Source organism: Dryocola clanedunensis (genome assembly GCF_038405435.1).
Lineage (GTDB): Bacteria > Pseudomonadota > Gammaproteobacteria > Enterobacterales > Enterobacteriaceae > Dryocola > Dryocola clanedunensis_A.
Genome location: NZ_JBBYHZ010000004.1, coordinates 215,406 through 239,011, shown reverse-complemented (window position 1 = coordinate 239,011; position 23,606 = coordinate 215,406). Strand labels below are relative to the sequence as shown.

Genomic DNA, 23,606 nt, shown 5'->3' with positions numbered 1-23,606 from the left:
ATGAGGATTGCTTTTGTTTTACCAAGCATGCAGCAGAGTGGCCCTGGAATTCAAATTAACACTTTGATCCCCTGGCTCATAAAGTTAGGTGCTGAAGTTGAGATATTTTATTTCAGGGACACCGATGGAGTAGTCCTCGACACAAAAGGAATTAGGTGTCAAAAAATTGTTCCATTAAGGTTAAAAAAACAGCTTGAAAAATTCGATGTGGTTCATACGAATGGTTTTTTTCCAGATATTATAAATGTTATTATTGGACTCGTGCACAAACGTATCATTCGTGTAACTACACTACATAATTTTATTACTGAAGATTTTGCAAACCGGTACCCCCCACTTAAATGCTGGTTGTTTTCTTCTTTTTGGCTATGCATCTTACGATTTATACCAAATAAAATAGTTTTTACTGAAATTGCCAGGCGCTATTATCTACAAAAAATACCTGGCAAGTTACATATCGTTGGGAGTGGAGTTCCTGTTGATAGAATACTTAACCTTTTGAGAGATTCCTCTTCTTATGAAACTGAATCCATTAAGACCATCTTTGATTTTAGATCAAAAGGATTAAAAATAATTGGTTCAACATCTGTTATTTCTAAAGTTAAAGGTCTCGAAGTCGTTATAAAAGGCTTAGTTAATCTCACGGATCATGCCGCTGTTTTTGTCGGAGGTGGGCCTGACGAAAAATCCCTACAAAATTTAAGTGTAGAATTAGGGGTATCAGAACGAGTTGTTTTTTTGGGCTTCCAAAAAAATCCAATTTTTTTCATGCGATTCTTCGATATATATGCTATGACAAGTAGCAGTGAAGCTTTCGGCTTAAGCCTTTTTGAGGCAATAGCTTGTCAAGTTCCAATAGTATGTAATAGAATTCCAGTATTTGAAGAATTATTAAGTGATGATTTAGTTTGCTTTTATGATGGTTCTCCGAGTGATTTTTCTGCAAAAGTACTTAGGAGCAACAATAATAAGCGGGAACGTCGCGCATTTGATTATTTACTCCTGAATTATGATGTTTCGATTATAAGTAAAAAATACTATAGTTTATATAATGAGCTCATATCCAAATGACCAAATTTAGCGTTCTGATGTCGTTGTATAAAAACGAAAGTCCAAACAATTTAATGGCAAGTCTAGAAAGCTTAAATCGCCAAACACTGAGGCCGACAGAAATAATTTTAGTTTTAGATGGCCCCATTGGAGAGTCGCTAAAAAAAGTCATTGAATTATGGATAGATGTATTGAATATCATATCAGTTCAAATTGATAAAAATGTTGGCTTAGGTCGAGCTCTTAATTATGGCTTGGGTTTTTGTAATTATGATTTAGTTGCCAGAATGGATACTGATGATATTTGCTTGACTACAAGATTTGAAAAACAGATCCAAGAATTTATTTATGATGATTCGCTTGCTTTAATTGGTACTGCAATACAAGAGTTTGATGGTGATATAAATAATATTGTCGGTACTCGTGCTGTACCTGAATCGCCTAGTGAAATTTTAAATTTTGCAAAGTATAAAAACCCTTTTAACCATATGACCGTGATTTTTAAGAAATCTGTAGTACAAAAAGTTGGTGGATATAAACATCATCATTTTATGGAAGATTACAATCTCTGGTTAAGAATTATATCAAATGGTTATAAAACGAAGAATTTGCAGGAGGTTTTGCTATTAGCCAGGACTGGTAATGCCATGATTCTGAGGCGGAAGGGGTTGACATACATCAAAAGCGAATATCAATTAGCTAGGTTGAAATATAGTCTCGGAATTCAAAATATTTTTCAAGCTGCTTATGTTGGTATTATCCGTTCATTACCAAGAATAATGCCAGCCAAAATTCTCTTTTACATATATAAATACTCTCGAAAATAATTTCAGTGATGGCTTGTAATCGTCAGGGGAATACGCTCTCAATGGCTACATACCTTGGCAGTTTATCGTTTTTTAATCTTTGTGTATTTTTTGTTCATTAACGTTATTTCTACTAGAAATTGATATTTTCGATATGCTCATAAAATTTTCTGCGGAAAGTTAGATGAAATGGCTCAATAACACTGATGAGCAAAAAATTGCATTTTGATGGATACTCTTTAATCTGATGATTTTCTTCTACGCTATAAAATTATTTTAGTTTAGGATAATATTTAACTCAGACAGTGGGGGTTGAAATTTTAACATCTATTTTAGACAGGAGTATGTAATGTCCAAGCAACAAATCGGCGTTGTTGGTATGGCAGTGATGGGGCGCAACCTGGCGCTCAACATCGAAAGCCGTGGCTATACCGTTTCCGTGTTCAACCGCTCTGGCGACAAGACTGAAGAAGTTATCGCCGAGAACCCGGGCAAGAAGCTGGTTCCTTACTACACAGTGCAAGAGTTTGTGGAATCCCTGGAAACGCCTCGTCGTATTCTGTTGATGGTGAAGGCCGGTGAGGCCACGGATAAAACCATCGAGTCTCTCAAGCCTTACCTGGATAAAGGTGACATTCTAATCGATGGTGGTAACACCTTCTTCCTGGATACCATTCGTCGCAACCGTGAACTGTCTGCTGAAGGCTTCAACTTCATCGGTACAGGCGTTTCCGGTGGGGAAGAGGGGGCGCTGAAAGGGCCATCCATTATGCCTGGCGGCCAGAAAGAGGCATATGAGCTGGTAGCTCCTATCCTTAAGCAAATCGCCGCAGTTGCGGAAGACGGTGCGCCTTGCGTAGCTTATATTGGTGCGGATGGTGCTGGTCACTACGTGAAGATGGTTCACAATGGCATCGAATACGGTGATATGCAGCTTATCGCGGAAGCCTATTCCCTGCTGAAGCACGGTCTGAATCTGTCTAACGAAGAGCTGGCAACTACCTTTACCGAGTGGAATAAAGGTGAACTGAGCAGCTACCTTATCGATATCACGAAAGACATTTTCACCAAGAAAGATGAAGCCGGTAACTACCTGGTTGACGTTATTCTTGATGAAGCAGCGAATAAAGGTACCGGTAAGTGGACCAGCCAGAGCTCACTGGATCTCGGTGAGCCGCTGTCACTGATCACTGAATCAGTGTTCGCGCGTTATATCTCTTCCCTTAAGGAGCAGCGTGTTGCCGCTTCTAAAGTGCTGAGCGGACCACAGGCTAAGCCTTTCACAGGCGATAAAGCTGAGTTCGGTGAGAAGGTACGCCGCGCGCTTTATCTGGGTAAAATTGTCTCCTATGCTCAGGGTTTCTCACAGCTTCGTGCCGCATCTGAAGAAAATAACTGGGATCTCAACTACGGTGAAATCGCTAAAATTTTCCGTGCAGGTTGCATCATCCGTGCCCAATTCCTGCAGAAAATTACCGATGCGTATGCTGAGAACCCAGCAATTGCTAACCTGCTGTTGGCACCTTACTTCAAGAAAATTGCTGATGAATACCAGCAGGCACTGCGTGACGTAGTTTCCTATGCGGTTCAAAACGGTATCCCTACGCCAACCTTCTCCGCTGCTATCTCTTACTACGACAGCTATCGCTCTGCGGTTCTCCCTGCCAACCTGATCCAGGCGCAGCGTGACTACTTTGGTGCGCATACCTACAAGCGCACAGATAAAGAAGGTGTATTCCATACCGAGTGGATGGAAAAGTAAAATCTTTCAATAAGTTATAATTAATTGAAAAAACCAGTGATATGAATATCATTGGTTTTTTTCCTTTTGTAAATTCTTCCTTTAATACTTCGTCGCTTTCCCCCCGGTCTTAATAAATTCATGCTCAATTTTTAGCCTTCAATCCCCTTGTTTTTTCCTGTCTTTTCAGTCAATTCTGAAAAAAATAAGCAATTCCTCTCAGGCATTTTCCTGATTATCCGATTATACTAATGCTGCGTGAAACCTCGCTTTCTGTGCAACATTTTTCTTAGGGTAACCATGAACCAAGATAACAATAATATGATGCGCAATCATATTGGAAGTACACCTGAATCTATTGATTTAATTGATATTATTATTCAGTTGTGGAAAGGTAAGATGACTATCATCTCCGTTACCGTTGTGATGATAATCCTTGCAGGTGTTTACCTTTTGGTAGCTAAAGAGAAATGGACCTCTACAGCCGTGATTACGCAGCCAGATGCTGCGCAAATTGCAACCTACAACAACGCATTAAATATGATATATGGTGCTGCTGCGCCGAACATTTCTGATGTTCAACAACGCGTGATTGGGCGCTTTAACTCGTCTTTTGCTGCTCTTTCTGAGACTCTCAATAATCAGGAAGAACCAGAAAAACTGACAATTGATTCCTCCGTAAAAGGGCAGGCGTTGCCGTTGCAGGTTACCTATGTTGGCGACAGTGCAAAAAACGCGCAGACAAAACTTGCTCAATATATTCAAAAGATTGATGTTGAAATCGGTGAAGAGTTAGCCGTTGACCTGGTAGATAACGTCAAACTACAAACCACAATCCTTACTGACTCGCTGCAGACTCAGGAAAAAGTCGCGCAGGAGCAGAAGGAACTGCGCATTAAGCAAATTGAAGAGGCTTTGAAATTTGCCAAAGAGGCGAACATCACGTCTCCGCAAATGCAGCAGGGATCTGATGTGACACAGGACACGTTAGTTTTGCTTGGTGCGGAAGCGCTCTCCTCTATGGTTAAAAATGAAGCGACGCGCCCGCTGGTTTTCGCCAGCGATTATTATCAAACCCGAAAAAATCTTATTCAGATTCAGGCTTTGAAAATCGACCCTAAAACCATTCATGCCTACCGCTACGTCATGAAACCGACTTTGCCTATTCGCCGTGATGCTCCGAAAAAGAGCTTAACGCTGATTCTCGCGGCACTGCTCGGTGGGATGATTGGTGCAGGCGTTGTGCTGGGCCGCAACGCTCTCCGCAACTACAAGCAGAACGTTTAACTATTCTGTAAGAACAGAAAAAAGGCCGCATCAGCGGCCTTTTTTGCATCTATCAAACAGCTATTTATGCCGCTGCTTCAAATTCTCAATCACCGCGCTTAAATCCAGATCCTGATCCTGCAGCAGTACCAGCAGGTGATAGACCAGGTCAGACGCTTCATTCTTCAGTTCAAACCTGTCATTCACTGTTGCAGCCAGTGCGGTTTCAACGCCTTCTTCACCCACTTTCTGGGCGATACGCTTGGTGCCGCTGGCGTACAATTTTGCCGTGTATGAGCTTTCCGGATCGGCGGTTTTACGCGAGGCCAGAAGCTGTTCCAGTTCATACAGGAAATGCCAGTCATGCTTAGCGGGAGCGAAGCAGCTGGATGTGCCCAGATGGCACGTCGGGCCGATCGGGTTTGCGAGCACCAGCAACGTATCGTTATCACAGTCGGGCGTGATGCTGACAACGTTCAGGAAGTTGCCGGAGGTCTCGCCTTTTGTCCACAGGCGCTGCTTAGTGCGCGAAAAGAAGGTGACTTTGCCGCTCTGTTCCGTCTGCGCCAGCGCGTCCTGGTTCATATAGCCCAGCATTAAAACTTCGCCGGATACGGCGTGCTGGACGATGACCGGCATCAGGTTATCCGTTTTTTCCCAGTCCAGCTGGTTACGCTGTTGTTCTGTTAACACACTCGAATCTCCACTCCCTGCTGAACCAGGTAGGCCTTCAGTTCAGCAATATTGATAATCTGTTTATGGAACACGGAAGCTGCCAGCGCACCGTCAACGTCCGCGTCGCGGAATGCCTGGTGGAAATGCTCCATTGTTCCCGCGCCACCGGATGCGATAAGCGGCACATGGCATACTTCACGTACTCTACGCAGCTGTTCGAGGTCGTAACCGTTCCGCACGCCGTCCTGGTTCATCATATTCAGCACGATTTCCCCGGCGCCGCGCTTCTGGACTTCCTGCACCCAGTCCAGAGTTTCCCACTGCGTCACACGCGTACGGCTTTCGTCGCCAGTATACTGGTTAACGTGATACTTGCCGGTCTCGCTGTCAAACCAGGTATCAATGCCTACTACAATACACTGCACGCCAAAGCGGTCGGCCAGGCGGGTGATCAGCTCAGGGTCTGCCAGGGCAGGGGAGTTGATTGAGATTTTGTCCGCGCCAAACGACAGGATTTTTGCCGCATCGTCCACCGATTTGATACCGCCCGCCACGCAGAAAGGAATATCGATTACTTCCGCCACTCGGGATACCCAGCTCTTGTCGACTACGCGGCCGTCGCTGGATGCAGTGATATCGTAGAAGACTAATTCGTCTGCACCTTCCTGCGCGTAGCGGCTTGCCAGCGGCACGATGTCGCCGATGATTTCGTGATTGCGAAACTGCACGCCTTTTACGACCTGGCCGTCACGCACGTCCAGGCAGGGGATTATCCGTTTTGCCAGCATGAAATCGCCTCCGCTACGTTGAATTTACCTTCCAGCAAAGCCCGCCCGACAATCACGCCGCGCACGCCGGTTCCGCGCAGTGCGGCTACGTCATTAATATCGCCAATGCCGCCGGATGACTGAAACGCCACCTGTGGATAACGCGCACAAACTTCTTCATATAATGAGACGTTAGAGCCAGCCAGCGTGCCGTCGCGGGAAATATCCGTGCACAGCACGTGTTTCAGGCCGACCGGCAGATAAGTTTCCACCAGCTCTTCCAGCGACACGCCGGAGTTTTCCTGCCATCCGCTTACCGCCACCTGCTTATTGCCTTGCTCGTCGATACGGACATCTAAAGCCAGCACCAGCGCGTCTGCGCCGAAGCGTTCAAACCAGCCTTTGACGATTTCGGGGGATTTCACCGCCGTTGAGCCAACAACTACACGCGCAACGCCAGCTTCTAATAACGCAGCAACATCTTCTTCGGTACGTACACCGCCGCCAACCTGCACGGGGATTGTCACTCCGGCAACCAGCGTTTTGATTAATGGGATCTGGCGCTTAGCCGGATCTTTGGCACCGGTTAAATCTACAAGGTGCAGCACTTCGGCACCCTGGGCCTGATAGTCCTGTAAACGAGGGAGCGGATCGCTGCCGTAGTCGCGCTGCTGGCCGTAATCCCCCTGATGGAGACGCACCACTTTGCCGTCAATTAAATCGAGAGCGGGAATAATCATCGTGCTTACATCTCCAGGAAGTTCTTGAGCAATTTCGCACCGGCCGCGCCCGAGCGTTCCGGGTGGAACTGCACGCCGTAGAAATTGTCTTTCTGTACCGCCGCGGTGAACGGTTCGCCGTAGCTGGCCTGTGCGATAGTGCTTGAGCAAACCGGCATCGCATAGCTGTGAACAAAATAAAAATATGACCCGTCTTCAATGTCGCGGAACAGGCGGTCGCCCGCTTTCGGGTAGACGCGGTTCCAGCCCATGTGCGGCAGCGGCAGGCCGTGGTCGGTCATTTTCAGCACCGGTTCATCGATGATGCCCAGGGTTTTTACGCCCTGGTTTTCGTCGCTGTGGCTGCCCAGAATCTGCATGCCGAGGCAGATGCCCAGCACCGGCTGTGTACAGGCCTGAATCAGCTCGATTAAATCACGCTCGCGGATCTGGTCCATCGCTGCCTGTGCCGTGCCCACGCCCGGCAAAAACAATTTGTCGGCACGCAGCACAACATCCGCATCGCGGCTGACGACGGGATCGTAGCCAAGGCGCTTAATGGATGATTTTACCGACAGCAGGTTTGCGCAGCCTGTATCAAGGATCACCACGTTCATCACAGCACTCCTTTCGAGGAGGGCAGCGTATCGCCCTCAACGCGAATGGCCTGGCGCAGCGTGCGGCCAAAGACTTTGAACAGGCTTTCGACGCGGTGGTGGTCGTTTTTGCCCTTGGTCTTCAGGTGCAGCGTGACGCCCATGGTGTAAGAGAGCGAGCGGAAGAAGTGTTCGACCATCTCGGTGCTCAGGTCGCCCACGCGCTGGAAGTTGTACTCGGCTTTGTACTCCAGGTGCGGACGGCCGGAGATATCCAGCGCGCAGCGCGCCAGGCATTCGTCCATCGGCAGGGTGAAGCCAAAGCGGGTAATGCCGCGCTTATCGCCAAGCGCGATTTTCAGCGCCTCTCCCAGCGCCAGGCCGGTATCTTCCACGGTGTGGTGATCGTCAATATACAGATCGCCTTTAACGCTGATCTCCATACGGAAGCCGCCGTGCGTGGAGATCTGATCAAGCATATGGTCGAAGAAGCCGACGCCAGTGTTAATCTTGCTGCCGCCTTCACGATCCAGCCAGACCTGCACGTCAATCTGCGTTTCTTTGGTGGCGCGTTCGACGTGCGCGTAGCGGTCGCGTTTGGTCAGTCGTTCGCTAATCATTGGCCAGTTCAGCGTCTCAGCGTTATAACGCAGCCCCTGAATGCCCATATTCTCCGCCAGCTCAATGTCCGTGGCGCGATCGCCAATCACGTAGCTGTTCGGTTTATCCAGCACGCCTTCTTCCAGATAACCCTTCACCATGGCAATTTTCGGCTTGCGGCAGTCGCACTCATCCGCAGGCAGATGCGGGCAGATCAGCACGTCGTCAAACGTCACGCCCTGCGAGGTGAACACCTGCATCATCAGGTTATGCGGGCCGTCAAAATCGGCCTGCGGGAAACTTGCCGTGCCCAGACCGTCCTGATTAGTGATCATCACCAGCCTGTAGCCAGCCTTTTGCAATTGCAGCAGGGCCGGGATCACGGCAGGCTCAAAGGCCAGTTTGTCCATGCGATCCACCTGGAAATCAGAAGGTGGTTCGGAAATTAAGGTGCCGTCGCGGTCGATAAATAAAATTTTCTGGCTCACACAGCCTCCGTGGCCGTCAGGCCGGGTTGTTGGCGCAGCGCGGTGAGGGCGCGCTCGCACTCGGTACGGGTGCCAACGGTGATCCGCAGGCAGCCGCTTAACGAGGGTTGTTTATTCTGGTCGCGTAAGATAATGCCCCGATCCCACAAAGATTTAAATACCGCGCTGGAGGCGGTTATTCTCGCCAGCACGTAATTGGTCTCTGAGTCGAAAACTTGCTCAACGCAGGCGGTTTCTCGCAGTCCGGCAATCAGATACTGACGGTTGAGCAGCACTTCCGCCACGCGCTCGCGCATTGCGTTGATCCCCTGAGGGCTTAACGCCTGAGCGGCTATGTCCGCAACCGGTGTGGACAAGGGATAAGGCGCGATAACTTTCATCAGCAGATTGATGACTTCTTCATTGGCAAGGGTAAAGCCGCAGCGCAGACCAGCAAGCGCGAACGCTTTCGAGAGCGTGCGCAGCACGACTAAATGCGGATATTCTTCCAGCCAGCCCGTCAGCGTCGCCTGCGGGCAAAACTCAATATAGGCTTCGTCGGCAACGACCAGCGCCTTGCCACGCGCCATCTCCAGTAGTACACGGAAGTCCTGCGGGTTGATGAGCTGCCCGGTTGGGTTATTCGGGCTGCAAACGTAAATGACTTTGACGCCTTCGATATTTTCCGCAATGCCGGGTAAATCCAGCTGCCAGTTTTCGAGCGTCGGCACCGTGCGGCATTCAACGTTGAACGCTTCGGAGCTGACGCTGTACATGCCGTAGGTTGGCGGGCAATACAGCACGGCATCTTTACCCGGTTCGCAGAAGGCGCGGATCAGCAGTTCGATGCCTTCGTCTGCGCCACGGCTGACCAGGACCTGCTCCGGTTTCACGCCCGCGTATTCGGCATAGCGCTCAATCACCAGTTTTGGCTGGCACTCCGGGTAACGGTTCAGCGTTTGCTGGGTCAGTTCGAATTCAACCGCCGTCGGGTATTCGTTGGCGTTCAGCCAGACGTCGCCGTTGCCGCCCAGGCGGCGGGCCGACTGGTAAGGGGTCAGGGCGCGAACGTTCTCGCGGGCTAACTCTTCAATGCTCATTGCATCTCCTCGTTTTTATTACGGTTCAGTGCGGCAACGCGCAGGGTCACGGCGTTTTTGTGGGCGTCCAGCAGCTCGGCGGCGGCCAGGGTTTCAATCGTTTTCGCCAGGCTTGCAAAACCCTGGGGCGTCAGCTCCTGCACGGTCATGCGCTTCTGGAAATCCGCCAGGCCCAGGCTGGAACAGGTGTCGGTATAGCCGTAGGTCGGCAAGACGTGGTTGGTCCCTGAAGCATAGTCTCCGGCAGATTCCGGCGACCAGTCGCCCAGGAACACGGAACCGGCGCTGGTGATGCTCTCAACCAGGTCTCGGGCGTTGCGGGTCTGAATAATCAGGTGCTCAGGACCGTACTGGTTAGAGATCTCAATACACTGTTCCAGCGAGCTGGCAACAATCAGGCGGCTGCTTTCCAGCGCTTTACGGGCCGTTTCCGCACGAGGCAGGGCGGCGAGCTGACGTTCTACAGCTTCGGCGACGGCCTGCGCCATGGCGGCATCCGGCGTAAGCAGAATGACCTGGGAATCCGGTCCGTGTTCCGCCTGGGAAAGCAGGTCAGAGGCCACGAAATCTGGCGTTGCGCCGCCGTCGGCAATCACCAGCACCTCAGATGGGCCCGCTGGCATGTCGATCGCGGCTCCGTCCAGACGCTGGCTCACCTGGCGTTTGGCCTCGGTCACGAAGGCATTGCCCGGCCCGAAGATCTTATCTACTTTCGGGATGCTTTCAGTGCCAAGCGCCAAGGCGGCAATGGCCTGCGCGCCGCCAACCTGGAACACTTCCTGCACGCCGCAAAGCTGCGCGGCATAAAGGATTTCATCGGCAATCGGCGGTGGAGAGCAAAGCACGACTTTTTTGCAGCCTGCAATACGGGCAGGAGTCGCGAGCATCAACACGGTAGAAAACAGCGGTGCGGAACCGCCGGGGATATACAGACCAACGGAGGCAACCGGACGGGTCACCTGCTGGCAGCGCACGCCGGGCATGGTTTCAATGTCGACGGGGGCGAGCTGCTGGGCAACGTGAAATTTTTCGATGTTGGCGACGGCAACCGCCATCGCTTCTTTAATTTCTGGCCCGAGGCGCGCCACGGCGGCGGCGATTTCCTGAGCCGTTACCTTCAGCTGCTGGACTTCAGTTTTATCAAACTTCGCGCTGTATTCGCGCAGCGCCTGGTCACCGTTGCTTTTGACATTATCGAGAATGTCAGCCACCGTGCGCGTGATGCTTTCAGAGGCCGAAATCGCCGGGCGGGTCAGCAGCGCCTGCTGCCCGGCCTTATCGCATTCGTTCCAGTTAATTACCGTGTTGAAGGTCGACATGGGCTTACTCCATCATCTTCTCAATTGGCAGCACCAGGATGGAGCTCGCGCCCAGCGCTTTCAGCTTCTCCATGGTTTCCCAGAACAGCGTTTCGCTGCTCACCATGTGCATGGCAACCCGCTGCTGGTCACCCGCCAGCGGCAGAATGGTCGGGCGCTCGGCGCCGGGCAGCAGGGAGATAATTTCGTCCAGACGCTCGCTCGGCGCGTGCATCATGATGTATTTGGATTCGCGGGCCTGAATGACGCCCTGGATGCGGGTCATCAGCTTGTCGATAAGCTGCTGTTTTTCAGTCGACATTTCGCCGTCGCGCTGAATAAGGCAGGCTTTAGAACGGTAGATAACTTCCACTTCGCGCAGGCCGTTGGCTTCAAGCGTGGCACCCGTAGAGACCAGATCGCAGATCGCGTCGGCAAGGCCAGCGCGCGGCGCAACTTCAACGGAGCCGTTCAGCAGGCAGGATTTGAACTGCACGCCTTTCTCATCAAGGTAGCGCTTCAGAATGTGCGGGTAAGAGGTAGCGATACGTTTGCCGTTAAGGGAGGCAGGGCCATCCCAGGGTTCGTCAACGGATACCGCCAGCGAGAAGCGGCAGCCGCCGAAGTCCAGACGACGCAGGGTGAAATAGCGCGGGTCTTCGCCCTGAGCGCGACGGTTCAGCAGCTCTTCTTCAAGGACGTTTTCACCAATAATGCCCAGGTCGACAACGCCGTCCATCACCAGGCCCGGAATATCGTCATCACGCACGCGCAGAATATCAATCGGCATGTTCTCGGCCAGGGCGATAAGGCGCTGGGTGTGCAGGTTGATTTTAATGCCGCAGCGCGCCAGTAATTCGCGTGAATCATCGCTTAAACGGCCAGATTTCTGCATAGCTATGCGTAAACGTTTGTTATCTAACATTGGTGATACCCCTTATCAATTCCTGTCTGACGTCCAAAAAAAAGCCCCCGGAAGAAATCTTCCGGGGGCTTATTCACACGTTTATGCGCCACTGGAAGATCTTTTCATCTTCCAGCACACATCGCCTGAAAGACTAGTCAGGATGATGGTGATGATGGTGGCTTGCAGTCTGAACGCGTGTCATAAAATTCTCGTATGAATGGTTATTCATGGTGTGCTTTTAACGTAAACCAGATGCAGCACCGAGCGCAAGGGCTTTTTTCCTTCTGGGTTAATATTATGTTTAGCCATGGTAATTGTCAGTTCCGCTATCCTGGCGTAGCCTTAATCAAGGGCAGAAAAATAGCGCAGATGAATATGCTGCACGCCAGGAGATAAGGCATGAAAAAGGTTGCGATTGTCGGGTTGGGATGGCTGGGAATGCCGTTAGGGCTGTCATTATCAGCGCGGGGCTGGCAGGTTACCGGCAGCAAAACGACGCTGGACGGCGTGGAGGCCGCCCGCATGTGCGGCATCGACGGTTATCAGCTTGAGCTGACTCCGGAGCTGGTCTGCGAAAGCGACGATCTGGATGCGTTACTGAACGCCGATGCGCTGGTGATTACGCTTCCTGCCCGCCGGACCGGAGAGGGCGACGATTATTATCGTCAGGCCGTGCAGGAAATCGTGGACAGCGCGCTGGCGCACCAGATCCCGCGCATTATCTTTACCAGCTCAACGTCGGTCTACGGCGATGAAGAAGGAACGGTAAAAGAGAGCTCTCCTCTTAACCCGGTTACCGCCAGCGGCCGCGTGCTTAAAGAGCTGGAACAGTGGCTGCACGATCTGCCCGGCACCTCTGTTGATATTCTGCGCCTGGCGGGGCTGGTGGGGCCTGAACGCCACCCGGGTCGTTTCCTGGCTGGCAAAGCCGACGTGGCCAACGGCGGTCACGGCGTCAACCTGGTCCACCTGGAGGACGTAATTTCAGCAATTACGCTGTTGTTGCAGGCTCCGAAGGGCGGACACATCTATAATTTATGTGCACCCGATCATCCGTCACGCGAAGAATTTTATTCGCAGATGGCGCGCCAGCTGGGTCTGGCCGTACCAGGTTTCCGCCCGCAGCAGGCTTCAGGACGCGGAAAGCTGGTGGACGGCAGCCGAATTTGCAATGAACTCGGATTTGAATACCAGTATCCAAATCCTTTAGTGATGCCTATGCAATAGCGCAGCGGGGGGCATTGCTCGTTATCGTCGAGGCGAGTATGAAACCATTGCTGGATGTACTGATTATTCTCGACGCCCTGGATAAAGAAGGGAGCTTTGCTGCGGCGGCAACGAAGCTCTTTAAAACACCCTCCGCGCTCAGCTACACCGTTCAGAAGCTCGAAAACGATCTCAACATTCAAATCCTCGACCGGACGGGGCACCGCGCCCGCTTCACCCGCACCGGACAACTGCTGCTGGAAAAGGGCCGTGAAGTGCTGCATACCGTTCGCGAGCTGGAGCAGCAGGCGATTAAGCTTCATCAGGGCTGGGAAAACGAGCTGGTGATCGGCGTCGATGACTCCTTTCCGTTTTCGCTGCTGACGCCGCTTATCGAGGCGTTTTATAAAAGCTACAGCGTGACGCGGCTGAAATTCATTAACGGCGTGCTGGGCGGCTCCTGGGAAGCGCTGACCGAGGGGAGGGCCGATATTATCGTCGGCGCAATGAGCGACCCGCCCTCGTTAAGCGGCTTTGGCTTTACGCTGCTGGGTCAGCTGGAAATTGTCTTTGTCGTCGCTCCTCATCACCCTCTCGCCGAAGCGGAAGAGCCGCTCACCCGCCGAATAATCAAACGCAGCAGGGCTGTGGTTGTGGGCGACACTTCTCGTCTTGAACCTTCCCGCGCGATGCACCTGCTCGAAGACCAGGAAGCCATAACGGTCTTTGATTTCAAAACCAAACTTGAGCTGCAAATCAGCGGGATCGGCTGCGGCTACATGCCTCGCTACATGGCGCAGCGGTTTATCGAGAGCGGCGTGCTGGTGGAAAAACAGATTGTCTCCCACGTGCCGTTTGTACCGGTCTGGATAGGCTGGAACGAACAAACAGCCGGGCTTGCCAGCGAGTGGTGGCGGGAGCAAATCGTTGCCAGCCCGGAGATCGCCACCGTCTACGGCACCGCGCAAAATAATGCTTCCGGGTGAGTGGCGGACCCCTGGACGGACATCTATTGTTAAAAGTGGATCGATATATCTTCTGACAATGTCTTCGCGTTTAATTTTCTCCTCTGCGTTGTTTTGCAGAGGTTTTTTGTGCGCAAGGAGTCCGTATGAAGCAAACCAATCAGCAGTGGCAGTTGCGGCGTGAGCAGGCCGTCCCGCACGGCGTCGGTAACTCACTGCCTGTCTATATAGAGAAAGCAAAGAACGCTGAACTGTGGGACGTCGAGGGAAAGCGTTACATCGATTTTGCGTCGGGCATCGCCGTTCTGAATACCGGACATAACCATCCGGCGGTCATCGAAGCGGTTCGCCAGCAGCTGGAGCAGTTTACCCATCCTTGTTTCCAGGTCACGCCTTACGGGAATTATATCGAGCTGGCGGAACGTCTGAACGAACTGGCGCCCATCAGCGAGCCCTGCCAGACGCTATTTCTGACTACCGGGGCGGAAGCCGTAGAAAATGCGATCAAGGTGGCGCGCATTGCCACCGGGCGTTCGGCGGTGATTGCGTTTCGCGGTGCGTTCCACGGTCGAACCCTGCTGGGCATGGCGCTGACCGGCAAGGTTCAGCCCTATAAGAAAGGATACGGTCCGTTCCCGGCAGGCATCTATCATGCCCCTTATCCGGCGGCCTATCTCGGCGTGACGGATACCCAGGCGCTGGCTTCGCTGGCGGGGATTTTTGCAGCGGATGTTTCTCCGGAAGAAGTGGCGGCGATTATTATTGAGCCGGTGCAGGGAGAAGGGGGCTTTTACGCGGCGTCACCCCAGTTTATGAAGCAGCTCCGCGCCCTGTGCGATAAGCACGGGATTGTGCTGATTGCCGATGAAATCCAGAGCGGCTTCTGCCGCACCGGCAAAACGTTCGCCATCGAGCACAGCGAAGTGGAACCTGACCTGATTACCATGGCGAAAAGCCTGGCGGGCGGCTTCCCGCTTTCCGCTCTGGTTGGCAAGAAATCTCTGTTCGATAAAGCGCTGCCCGGCGGGCTGGGCGGCACCTATGCCGGTTCACCTGTCGCCATTGCTGCGGCGCTGGCGGTGACGGACATTATCAGGGAAGAGAAGCTAAACGAGCGCGCCCAGGATATTGGCGAGCAAATCACCTCGCGATTACGCCAGATGGCAGAGAAATTTGACTGTATTGGTGACGTCCGTGGATACGGCGCAATGATCGCCATGGAGCTGGTAGAGGGGCGGGACAGCCACCGTCCGGACAAGGAGCTAACCGCAGCGCTGGTGCAGGAAGCGGGCCGCCAGGGCCTTGTGCTTTTGTCATGCGGCGTACGCGGAAATGTCATCAGGTTTTTAGTGCCATTAACCGCCGAAAAAGAAATTGTGAATCAAGGCCTCAACATCTTGTCATCCTGCCTCGAATTGGTGCAAAATACGCGCCTCACTAAATGAGATTAAAAAACCGACGTTAAACGCGTCGGTTATTTTTTTGCATTGAGTTCAAGCAGTCAAACAGGCATCCGCCAAAAAAACCAAGAGGCCGGGCTTCGTACCGGATAGATACTAGCTTTTAAAAAACGACAGTCGTGTCGCCGAGGAAATTAAGATGGGGCAGCTTTTTGCTTTTGCGCAGGCATTCGCCGTTTGGGGAATCAACCATGTCGCTTAACGTCACCGCAGGTGCAAATTCACGCCCAGGGTTGCGTAAAACTCTGACGCTGGTTCCGGTTGTGATGATGGGCCTCGCCTACATGCAGCCAATGACCTTGTTTGATACTTTCGGCATTGTTTCCGGCCTGACCGACGGTCATGTTCCGACAGCATACGCCTTTGCGCTGGTGGCCATTCTGTTCACCGCGTTAAGCTATGGAAAGCTGGTAAAACGCTTCCCGTCAGCTGGCTCCGCCTATACCTACGCTCAGAAATCATTTAACCCGTTTATCGGTTTTATGGTGGGCTGGTCATCCCTGCTCGACTACCTGTTCGCGCCGATGATCAACATCCTGCTGGCTAAAATCTATTTCGAAGCGCTGGTGCCTGAAATTCCTTCGTGGATATTCGTCATCGTGCTGGTTGGTTTTATGACCGTTTCCAACCTGCGCAGCGTGAAAACCGTGGCCAACTTCAACAGCGTCATCGTGGTGCTGCAAATCGTGCTGATCGCCGTGATCATGGGCATGGTTATCTCCGGCGTTGCCGGGGGCGAAGGTGCCGCAACGCTCAGCAGCACTAAGCCATTCTGGTCTGAAAACGCCCATGTGGTGCCGATGATCACGGGTGCGACCATCCTGTGCTTCTCCTTTACCGGCTTTGACGGCATCAGCAACCTGTCGGAAGAGACTAAAGACGCAGAGCGTGTTATTCCTCGCGCTATCTTCCTGACCGCGCTGATTGGCGGCTTGATCTTTATCTTGTCTACCTACTTCCTGCAGCTCTATTTCCCGGACATCTCACGCTTCAAAGATCCTGATGCGTCCCAGCCGGAAATTATGCTGTACGTAGCGGGTAAAGCCTTCCAGGTTGGCGCACTGATCTTCTCTACTATCACCGTGCTGGCTTCCGGTATGGCGGCGCACACCGGCGTTTCCCGCCTGATGTACGTGATGGGTCGTGACGGCGTGTTCCCGAACCGCTTCTTCGGCTATATCCATCCGAAATGGCGTACCCCGGCGCTGAACGTTCTGCTGGTTGGTGCGATTGCGCTGATGGCCATCGACTTCGACCTGGTGACCGCGACCGCGCTGATTAACTTCGGTGCGCTGGTGGCGTTCACCTTCGTTAACCTGTCGGTCATCTCCCAGTTCTGGATCCGCGAGAAGCGCAACAAATCGCTTAAAGAGCACATCAACTATCTGGTGCTGCCAATCTGCGGTGCGCTGACCGTAGGCGCGCTGTGGATTAACCTGGAAGAGAGCTCGATGATTCTGGGTCTGATCTGGGCGGGTATTGGCCTGGTGTATGTGGCCTGCGTGACCCGCAGCTTCCGTAACCCGGTTCCTCAGTACAATGAAGACGTCGCATAGCGACGGCGAATAAAAATGGCTCCTGCGGGAGCCATTTTTTTGTCTTTAATTCACTAAAAACTGCGCGTACTCAAACAGCGCTTTGAGCAACGCCGTCTTCTCTTTATCCCCTTCGTGCAGGTTATAGAGCGCTTCCAGCTCGAGAGCGTAGGCCTGCAATGCTTCCTGAGAAAGAATGTCCTGGCGATGGGCTAACCAGCGCTGCTGCTCCGCTTCATCCAGCGTGCCGGGGAAGTTACGGGCCCGGTAGTTGAACAGCAGCTTATCAATGCGCTTATCGACGAAGGTAATGTCCAGCGCGGCAAGGTTCTGCGGCTCGGTTTGCAGCACGATGCGCATGGCGGCGCGATCGGCATCGCTGAAGAAACCGTTGTAGATTTGCGCATCCACGTTATCGGAGGGCACAAACGGCTCGGCTTCGGCAAAAATCGCCACGGCTTTCTCGCGCACTCCGGGGTGTTCGCGCAGCAGTTTAAGGTTGTTCAGGCACTGCTGGCGGTCAATCCCCAGGCGTTCCGCATCTTCCGCGCGCAGCGTGTTGGCCACCGCCAGCACAGGGCATTTATTCAGATGAACGAGCTTGATGGGCACCGCTGACGCATCGCCAAGCGCTGCCTTCGGCGTATACAGCCGCTCGCGCAGCGCATCAGCATCCAGTTCCAGCAGCGGAGAGATGTCCCCTGCAAGATCGACCATAATCACCGCGTTGCGGTTTTCAGGATGCCATGCCAGAGGGGCAATCCAGCTCGTATTACCGCGCCACGCGCCAAACATACCGGAAACGTGCACCAGCGGCTTCATCTGTGGGATATCAATCAGCGTGGTCAGCTTCTGCTTAGAGCGATGGCTGTAAAGGTATTCAAACAGGCGGGGCTGACGCGTTCTGACCAGCTGCGCCATCGCGATGGTCGCGTAGACGTCTGACATTGCATCGTGGGCGTTAGCGTGTTCAATGCCGTTGGCTTTGGTCAGATGTTCCAGACGGAAGCTCGGCAGCCCGTCTTCGTTTTCGGGCCAGACGATACCTTCCGGGCGCAGCGCGTAGCAGGCCCGCATGACGTCCAGCAGGTCCCAGCGGGAATTGTCGTTCTGCCAGGCCCAGGCGTAGGGATCGTAAAAGTTACGGTAAAAGATATTGCGGGTGACTTCATCATCAAAACGAACGTTGTTATAGCCCACTACGCAGGTTTTTGGCACGGTTAAAATGTCGTGAATGCGTTTCGCGAACGCGGCTTCGTTTTCACCTCTCGCCAGCGCGACCTGAGGCGTGATGCCGGTGATCATTACCGCTTCCGGCTGCGGCAGATAGTCATCCGCAGGCCTGCAGTAAAAAACCTCCGGCTCGCCGATGACGTTGAACTGGTCGTCAGTGCGAATGGCCGCAAACTGCGCAGGACGGTCAAGGGAGGGGCTTTTGCCGAAGGTTTCATAGTCATGAAAAAGGAAGGTAGGTAGCGCTACGGTTTCAGACACGGAAGTTACCATTAAGCTGATGAAAGTCTGGCTCAATGGTAACTCATTTGTTAACGCATCAGAAGCAGGCCCGTGTTCAGGATATCTCGCGCTGGGGCTGTGCCGCCGGGACGCCAGTCACCCGTTTGCCAAGCGCAATGCCCGGCTTCTCCACTTTATGGTACAGGCCGCAGGCAATCAGGTACGTCACCGGCATGCAGATGCAGGTCACTGCCATAAAGCGCACGAAAGAGGGCAGGTGACTGAAGGCTGTGTACTGGACCAGCAGGCCAATCACCGGGATGACGATCATCAGGTGCAGCAGATAGACGGAATAAGAGACGTCGCCTAAAAACAGGCTAACTGGCCGGGTCAGAATATGGCGTGGGTAAGTAAAGAGTTCAGTAAGGCGCGTACGCTTTTTTGGCCGCCAGAGCAGGCCGGTCATACCGGCAATAAGCAGGCATTCCATTATCAGGCGCAGGTGATTTTCGGCGATGCGCATTTGCCAGGCAACAACCGGGGCCAGCAGCGCAAGGCCCATATAGCGGATTTGCCCGTGGCGAATCGCCTGTGAAATCAGCATCCCGGCGATAAACATGGGGAGTTTAATCAGGATCATCGACGGCATCGGGAAGGCGTTGAAATAGTCAGGCAGCAGCCAGCGGGCCGCCAGGCAGAGCAGCATCAGCATCACGGCGCTGATGGCAAAGCCAAAACGCATAATAATCAGCATGATGAACGGGAATATAAGGTAGTACTGCATCTCCAGGCCGATGCTCCAGTCCGGTAATACCGTGCGGTACGAATACTCCGGGATAAAGCCAAACACGAACGTCAGATGGCTCAAAATATTCATCAGGCTGTGGTCGGCATAGCGGCTGCTTAGCGTCGCCGTGGTGGGCCAGGCGCTGGCTATCATGTCGCGCATTTCCCCAAACCAGGCGCCAAATAATAGCGCTACAAACAGCAGTAAATAATAGAGCGGGGCGATTCTGAAAAAGCGTCTTAACCAAAACATTCGCCACGTGTTTACGCTATTCCACGGCTCCCTTTCAGCCCTGTCCTGATAATTTTTTGCCATCAGATAGCCGGACAATAAGATAAAAAGATCGACCCCCATTCCCGGATCGTAAAGCAGAGGGATACGGCACTGCGTTAGCAGACAAATATGCCCAAGAAGTACCCACAGCGAGGCGAAACCCCGCAGCCCCTCTAGTTCCGGCGTCCAGTTCTTACTTTGCACCATGCTGGTACCCTTAGAATAAAAATTATGCAAAAGCGCACGATATAAATGAACGGGGCGTCTGGCAATAAGACGAATGAGAGGAATCTGTATTATCGGAAAATACGGAGGGAGAGGGGAATTTGTCAGCTTTAAAATTAACCCGATATAAAATATGTCATATTTTCTTGCAATTTTCCCGCGCAAAATAATCTGAATTCCCGTAAAACGAGCCGCTTAAATAAGTTTCTGAGGACATTCCGTTGAAAACCCGCCTGCTGTTCGCACTGAGCCTTCTGTCGGTGCCCGTACATTCTGTTTTTGCTGACGATACTTTCGCTTCTTCACCGCAGCCACCGCAAATTCAGGCAGGATCGTGGGTCTTAATGGATTACACCACCGGACAAATTCTGACCGCGCAGAACGAACATGTGAAGCGCAATCCGGCGAGCCTGACTAAGCTTATGACCGGGTATGTGGTTGACCGGGCTATTGACAGCGGGCGCATCAGCGGCGAGGACATCGTGACGGTGGGTAAAGATGCCTGGGCGAAGGGCAACCCGGTGTTTGACGGTTCATCGCTGATGTTTTTAAAGCCCGGCGATAAGCTTAGCGTTCACGATCTGAGCCGGGGTCTGATTATCGATTCCGGTAACGATGCCTGCGTGGCGCTTGCGGATTACGTCGCGGGCGGCCAGCCGCAGTTCGTGGCGATGATGAACAAATACGTGGCTAAGCTTGGCCTGCGGGATACGCATTTCGAAACGGTACACGGCCTGGACGCGCCGGGCCAGCACAGCTCTGCCTACGACTTAGCCGTTCTGTCGCGCGCAATCATCCATGGTGAGCCAGACTTCTATCATATGTACAGTGAAAAGAGCCTCACCTGGAACGGGATCACCCAGCACAACCGTAACGGGCTGCTGTGGGATAAAAATCTCAACGTCGACGGGCTGAAGACCGGCCACACGGCGAGCGCCGGGTTTAACCTGATTGCTTCAAGCGTGCAGGGCCAGCGCCGTCTCATAGCGGTAGTTATGGGCGCCGAAAGCTCAAAAGGGCGCGAAGAACAGGCGCGTAAGCTGCTGCACTGGGGCCAGGACAACTTCGATACGGTGCAGATCCTGCATAAAGGCAAAAAAATTGGCACCGAGCATATCTGGTACGGCGACAAAGACAGCGTAGACGTCGGGCCGGGGCAGGACGTTTATATGGCGCTGCCGAAATCGGAAGTGCCAAACATCAAGGCCAAATATGTCCTTGATCATCAGAATATGGAAGCGCCGCTGGCGGCAAACAAGCGTGTGGGCGAGATTGAACTTTTCGACCGCGACAAGCTGATTGCCCACTGGCCGCTGGTAACCCTGAATGAAGTGCAGAAGGGCGGCATGTTCTCGCGCTTTAGCGACTATCTGCACCGCAAGTTTTGATTTCCCCTGAGAAGGAATGGCGGGTGGGGAGCGATCTCCACCCGTTTTTTTATCTTTTCCAGACGCGAGCCTGCTCGCAAATTAATCAAAAATAGCTGGGGTCCGGTACGTTTTCACTGAATAATGGTGTATATCTATACAGATCACTATCCTATAAGGAGGATCTATGGAATTCACAATAAAGCAGGTTCCGCAAAAGAAAGTCGCCGGTTTTCATATGGTTGGTCCGTGGGAGAAAACCGTACATCAGGGGTTCGAGCAGCTGGCGATGTGGGTAAAAGCCCATCAGGTTCCCGAAAGCGAGTGGCTTGCGGTCTATTACGATAACCCCGAGGTCGTGCCGGCAGAGAAGTTACGCTGCGACACGGTTGTTACCGTTGCGGAAGACTTTGCGGTGCCGGAAAACAGCGAAGGCGTCATCGTGACCCATATCGAAGGCGGCCAGTATGCCGTAGCGCGAGCAAGAGTTGACGACAACGATTTTGCCAGTCCCTGGAACCAGTTCTTTGAAAAGCTTCTGGGTGATGCTGAATACCAGCCGGACGGCAAGCCGTGCTTTGAGCATTACCTGAACGACGGCACGCAGAGCGGCGTCTGGGATATCGACATGTATATCTCAGTTTCCAGTAAGCTTTGAATCATTGCTGGTAAAAGCAAGCGTATTATTACGCGGTAGTTTGATCTAACCCAAACACCCGAAAGCCGCCCGTTTCGGGTGTCTGGCTTTACTCTGTTACAATCACGTTTTTATTCTCTGGAGACGGGTGTGCGCCCCGATAAATCACTCAGCCCCCTGGAATTACGGGTTTACGGTCACTACCGTACGGTGCATGGCATCCGCATTGCTTTAGCGTTTATTCTGACATTCCTGATTGTCCGCCTGCTGAACGTGCCGGAAGGCACCTGGCCGCTGATTACGCTGGTGGTCGTCATGGGCCCCATCTCCTTCTGGGGCAACGTGGTTCCCCGCGCGTTTGAGCGCATCGGCGGCACGATATTTGGTGCCGCGCTCGGGCTGGTTGCGCTACGCCTTGAACTGTATTCACTGCCGTTGATGCTCATCTGGTGCGCCGTTGCCATGTTCTTATGTGGATTTCTGGCGCTCGGCAAACGGCCCTATCAGGCGTTGCTTATTGGCATCACCCTCTCTGTGGTGGTCGGCGCCCCGGCAGGGAATATGGAGCTGGCGCTATGGCGAAGCGGCGACGTTATTTTCGGTTCGCTGCTGGCGATGCTCTTCACCAGCATCTATCCTCAACGGGCGTTTATCCACTGGCGAATCCAGATGGCAAACTTCGTCACCGCCTTTGGCCGCATCTACAATGCCGGGTTCTCGCCGAACCTGCTCGAAAGGCCACGCCTTGAAAAGCCGCTGCACAGCATCCTCAATGACGTGGTGAAAATGCGCTCGCTGATTGGCCCGAGCAGCAAAGAGACGCGCATCCAGAAGTCAATTTTCGAGGCGATTCAGAAAGTCAGCCGCAATATGGTCTGCACCCTGGAGCTGCAAATCAACGCTTACTGGGCCTCCCGCGCCAGCCACTTTCTGATGATCAACGCCCGCACGCTGCGCGACACGCAGCAGATGACGCAAAAAACGCTGCAGGCCATTGCTTTAGCCTTGCAGGAGGGGAATCCGTCCCCCATATCAGCGAACACAGAAGAGCTGACCGACATTGCCAACGAGCTGAGGCTGCTGATGCAGGAGCAGCAGGGCAATTCGCTTCAGGAAACAGCGATACACGGCTACGTGTGGCTGAGCCTGGAGCTGGCCCGTCAGCTGGAATTATTGTCGCAGCTAATCTGCCGGGCGCTCAGAAAGTAGTGCGTCAGCGCCCAGCTTTCACAATGCTGGTTTCGATTCAGCACTATTTGAGGTTAAGATAGGTCAAGCGACCTATAAATTATTGTCAACGACGGCCGCTACCATTATGGTTAGCCTTATGGCGGTTGTCTTAACGAATCCGAGTCTGTATTTAGCAGGGGTGTAAAAATGGAAAATACTAAGCCTTCATTCCAGGACGTTCTGGAATTTGTGCGTCTGTTCCGTCGTAAGAACAAGCTGCAACGTGAAATTCAGGACGTTGAGAAAAAGATCCGCGATAACTCAAAACGCGTTCTGCTGCTGGACAACCTGAGCGATTACATTAAGCCGGGCATGAGCATCGAAGCGATTCAGGGCATCATCGCCAGCATGAAAACCGACTACGAAGACCGCGTGGATGACTACATCATCAAGAACGCCGAGCTGTCTAAAGAGCGTCGTGAAATTTCCAAAAAGCTCAAAACCATGGGCGAGCTGAAAGCAGACTAAGTGCTG

General features: G+C 52.6%; 23 protein-coding genes and 1 other annotated feature. Of the genes, 12 read left to right on the top strand and 11 right to left on the bottom strand.

Features of this window, described 5'->3' with window-relative positions:
- From AAE045_RS11730 to wzzB, 4 genes are all read left to right on the top strand, one after another.
- Positions 1-1,071, top strand: a complete 1,071-nt coding sequence (locus AAE045_RS11730; RefSeq protein WP_455547868.1) for a glycosyltransferase family 4 protein — start codon at positions 1-3, stop codon at positions 1,069-1,071.
- Entirely contained in the window at positions 1,068-1,877 is an 810-nt protein-coding gene (locus tag AAE045_RS11725) for a glycosyltransferase (RefSeq protein ID WP_455547867.1), read from the top strand. Before AAE045_RS11730 ends, AAE045_RS11725 begins: the two co-directional genes overlap by 4 nt.
- A gap of 328 nt (positions 1,878-2,205) precedes the next feature.
- A complete protein-coding gene (gndA, locus tag AAE045_RS11720; RefSeq protein ID WP_455547866.1) occupies positions 2,206-3,618 on the top strand; it encodes an NADP-dependent phosphogluconate dehydrogenase in 1,413 nt (470 codons plus the stop codon).
- A gap of 279 nt (positions 3,619-3,897) precedes the next feature.
- Positions 3,898-4,884: an LPS O-antigen chain length determinant protein WzzB gene (wzzB, locus tag AAE045_RS11715; protein WP_455547865.1), complete on the top strand. Its 987-nt coding sequence runs from the start codon at positions 3,898-3,900 to the stop codon at positions 4,882-4,884.
- A gap of 60 nt (positions 4,885-4,944) precedes the next feature.
- On the opposite strand, the gene hisIE is transcribed toward wzzB, so the two are convergent.
- The 9 genes from hisIE to hisL form a co-directional block, all read right to left on the bottom strand.
- Positions 4,945-5,556: a bifunctional phosphoribosyl-AMP cyclohydrolase/phosphoribosyl-ATP diphosphatase HisIE gene (gene hisIE, locus AAE045_RS11710; RefSeq protein WP_455547864.1), complete on the bottom strand. Its 612-nt coding sequence runs from the start codon at positions 5,554-5,556 to the stop codon at positions 4,945-4,947.
- Positions 5,550-6,326 (bottom strand): imidazole glycerol phosphate synthase subunit HisF, encoded by a 777-nt coding sequence (gene hisF, locus AAE045_RS11705; protein ID WP_455547863.1) that lies wholly within the window; start codon positions 6,324-6,326, stop codon positions 5,550-5,552. Before hisF ends, hisIE begins: the two co-directional genes overlap by 7 nt.
- On the bottom strand, positions 6,308-7,045 hold the full coding sequence (hisA, locus tag AAE045_RS11700) for a 1-(5-phosphoribosyl)-5-[(5-phosphoribosylamino)methylideneamino]imidazole-4-carboxamide isomerase (RefSeq protein WP_455547862.1): 738 nt from the start codon (positions 7,043-7,045) through the stop codon (positions 6,308-6,310). Before hisA ends, hisF begins: the two co-directional genes overlap by 19 nt.
- Positions 7,046-7,050: 5 nt before the next feature.
- A complete protein-coding gene (gene hisH / locus AAE045_RS11695) occupies positions 7,051-7,641 on the bottom strand; it encodes an imidazole glycerol phosphate synthase subunit HisH (RefSeq protein WP_455547861.1) in 591 nt (196 codons plus the stop codon).
- Complete coding sequence (gene hisB, locus AAE045_RS11690) at positions 7,641-8,708, bottom strand: bifunctional histidinol-phosphatase/imidazoleglycerol-phosphate dehydratase HisB (protein ID WP_455547860.1); 1,068 nt, start codon at positions 8,706-8,708, stop codon at positions 7,641-7,643. Before hisB ends, hisH begins: the two co-directional genes overlap by 1 nt.
- Positions 8,705-9,787, bottom strand: coding sequence for a histidinol-phosphate transaminase (gene hisC / locus AAE045_RS11685; RefSeq protein ID WP_455547859.1), 1,083 nt, complete (start codon positions 9,785-9,787; stop codon positions 8,705-8,707). Before hisC ends, hisB begins: the two co-directional genes overlap by 4 nt.
- Positions 9,784-11,106 carry a histidinol dehydrogenase gene (gene hisD, locus AAE045_RS11680; protein ID WP_455547858.1) on the bottom strand — a complete coding sequence of 441 codons (1,323 nt, stop codon included), beginning with the start codon at positions 11,104-11,106 and terminating at the stop codon, positions 9,784-9,786. The genes hisC and hisD overlap by 4 nt, the downstream gene beginning before the upstream one ends.
- Before the next feature lie 4 nt (positions 11,107-11,110).
- Entirely contained in the window at positions 11,111-12,010 is a 900-nt protein-coding gene (gene hisG / locus AAE045_RS11675) for an ATP phosphoribosyltransferase (RefSeq protein WP_202304542.1), read from the bottom strand.
- Positions 12,011-12,045: 35 nt separating this feature from the next.
- Positions 12,046-12,168: a sequence feature (His leader region), on the bottom strand.
- The gene (hisL, locus tag AAE045_RS11670) at positions 12,144-12,194 is read right to left on the bottom strand and encodes a his operon leader peptide (RefSeq protein WP_202304721.1); all 51 of its coding nucleotides are present in this window, start codon (positions 12,192-12,194) and stop codon (positions 12,144-12,146) included. It overlaps the preceding feature by 25 nt.
- Positions 12,195-12,391: 197 nt before the next feature.
- Between hisL and AAE045_RS11665 the strand changes: the two genes are divergently transcribed.
- The 4 genes from AAE045_RS11665 to AAE045_RS11650 all read left to right on the top strand — a co-directional run bounded on the left by AAE045_RS11665 (position 12,392) and on the right by AAE045_RS11650 (position 17,179).
- The gene (locus tag AAE045_RS11665) at positions 12,392-13,219 is read left to right on the top strand and encodes an SDR family oxidoreductase (protein WP_455547857.1); all 828 of its coding nucleotides are present in this window, start codon (positions 12,392-12,394) and stop codon (positions 13,217-13,219) included.
- A 38-nt stretch (positions 13,220-13,257) separates the two neighbouring features.
- Entirely contained in the window at positions 13,258-14,184 is a 927-nt protein-coding gene (locus AAE045_RS11660; RefSeq protein WP_455547856.1) for a LysR substrate-binding domain-containing protein, read from the top strand.
- 125 nt (positions 14,185-14,309) lie between these two features.
- Positions 14,310-15,608 (top strand): 4-aminobutyrate--2-oxoglutarate transaminase, encoded by a 1,299-nt coding sequence (gene gabT / locus AAE045_RS11655; RefSeq protein WP_455547855.1) that lies wholly within the window; start codon positions 14,310-14,312, stop codon positions 15,606-15,608.
- A gap of 206 nt (positions 15,609-15,814) precedes the next feature.
- The gene (locus AAE045_RS11650) at positions 15,815-17,179 is read left to right on the top strand and encodes an APC family permease (RefSeq protein WP_455547854.1); all 1,365 of its coding nucleotides are present in this window, start codon (positions 15,815-15,817) and stop codon (positions 17,177-17,179) included.
- Positions 17,180-17,224: 45 nt separating this feature from the next.
- Here the strand turns inward: AAE045_RS11650 and sbcB are convergent, their stop codons facing one another.
- Together sbcB and AAE045_RS11640 are read right to left on the bottom strand one after the other, a co-directional pair.
- Complete coding sequence (sbcB, locus tag AAE045_RS11645) at positions 17,225-18,664, bottom strand: exodeoxyribonuclease I (protein WP_455548059.1); 1,440 nt, start codon at positions 18,662-18,664, stop codon at positions 17,225-17,227.
- Positions 18,665-18,728: 64 nt separating this feature from the next.
- Positions 18,729-19,880 (bottom strand): acyltransferase family protein, encoded by a 1,152-nt coding sequence (locus tag AAE045_RS11640; RefSeq protein ID WP_455547853.1) that lies wholly within the window; start codon positions 19,878-19,880, stop codon positions 18,729-18,731.
- Between the two features lie 239 nt (positions 19,881-20,119).
- Between AAE045_RS11640 and dacD the strand changes: the two genes are divergently transcribed.
- The 4 genes from dacD to AAE045_RS11620 all read left to right on the top strand — a co-directional run bounded on the left by dacD (position 20,120) and on the right by AAE045_RS11620 (position 23,600).
- On the top strand, positions 20,120-21,286 hold the full coding sequence (gene dacD / locus AAE045_RS11635) for a serine-type D-Ala-D-Ala carboxypeptidase DacD (protein ID WP_455547852.1): 1,167 nt from the start codon (positions 20,120-20,122) through the stop codon (positions 21,284-21,286).
- A gap of 166 nt (positions 21,287-21,452) precedes the next feature.
- A complete protein-coding gene (gene sbmC, locus AAE045_RS11630; RefSeq protein ID WP_455547851.1) occupies positions 21,453-21,923 on the top strand; it encodes a DNA gyrase inhibitor SbmC in 471 nt (156 codons plus the stop codon).
- Positions 21,924-22,052: 129 nt separating this feature from the next.
- Positions 22,053-23,111, top strand: coding sequence for an FUSC family protein (locus AAE045_RS11625; protein ID WP_455547850.1), 1,059 nt, complete (start codon positions 22,053-22,055; stop codon positions 23,109-23,111).
- A 168-nt stretch (positions 23,112-23,279) separates the two neighbouring features.
- Positions 23,280-23,600, top strand: coding sequence for a pole-localizer TmaR family protein (locus tag AAE045_RS11620; RefSeq protein WP_455425016.1), 321 nt, complete (start codon positions 23,280-23,282; stop codon positions 23,598-23,600).
- The last annotated feature ends 6 nt before the right edge of the window (positions 23,601-23,606 follow it).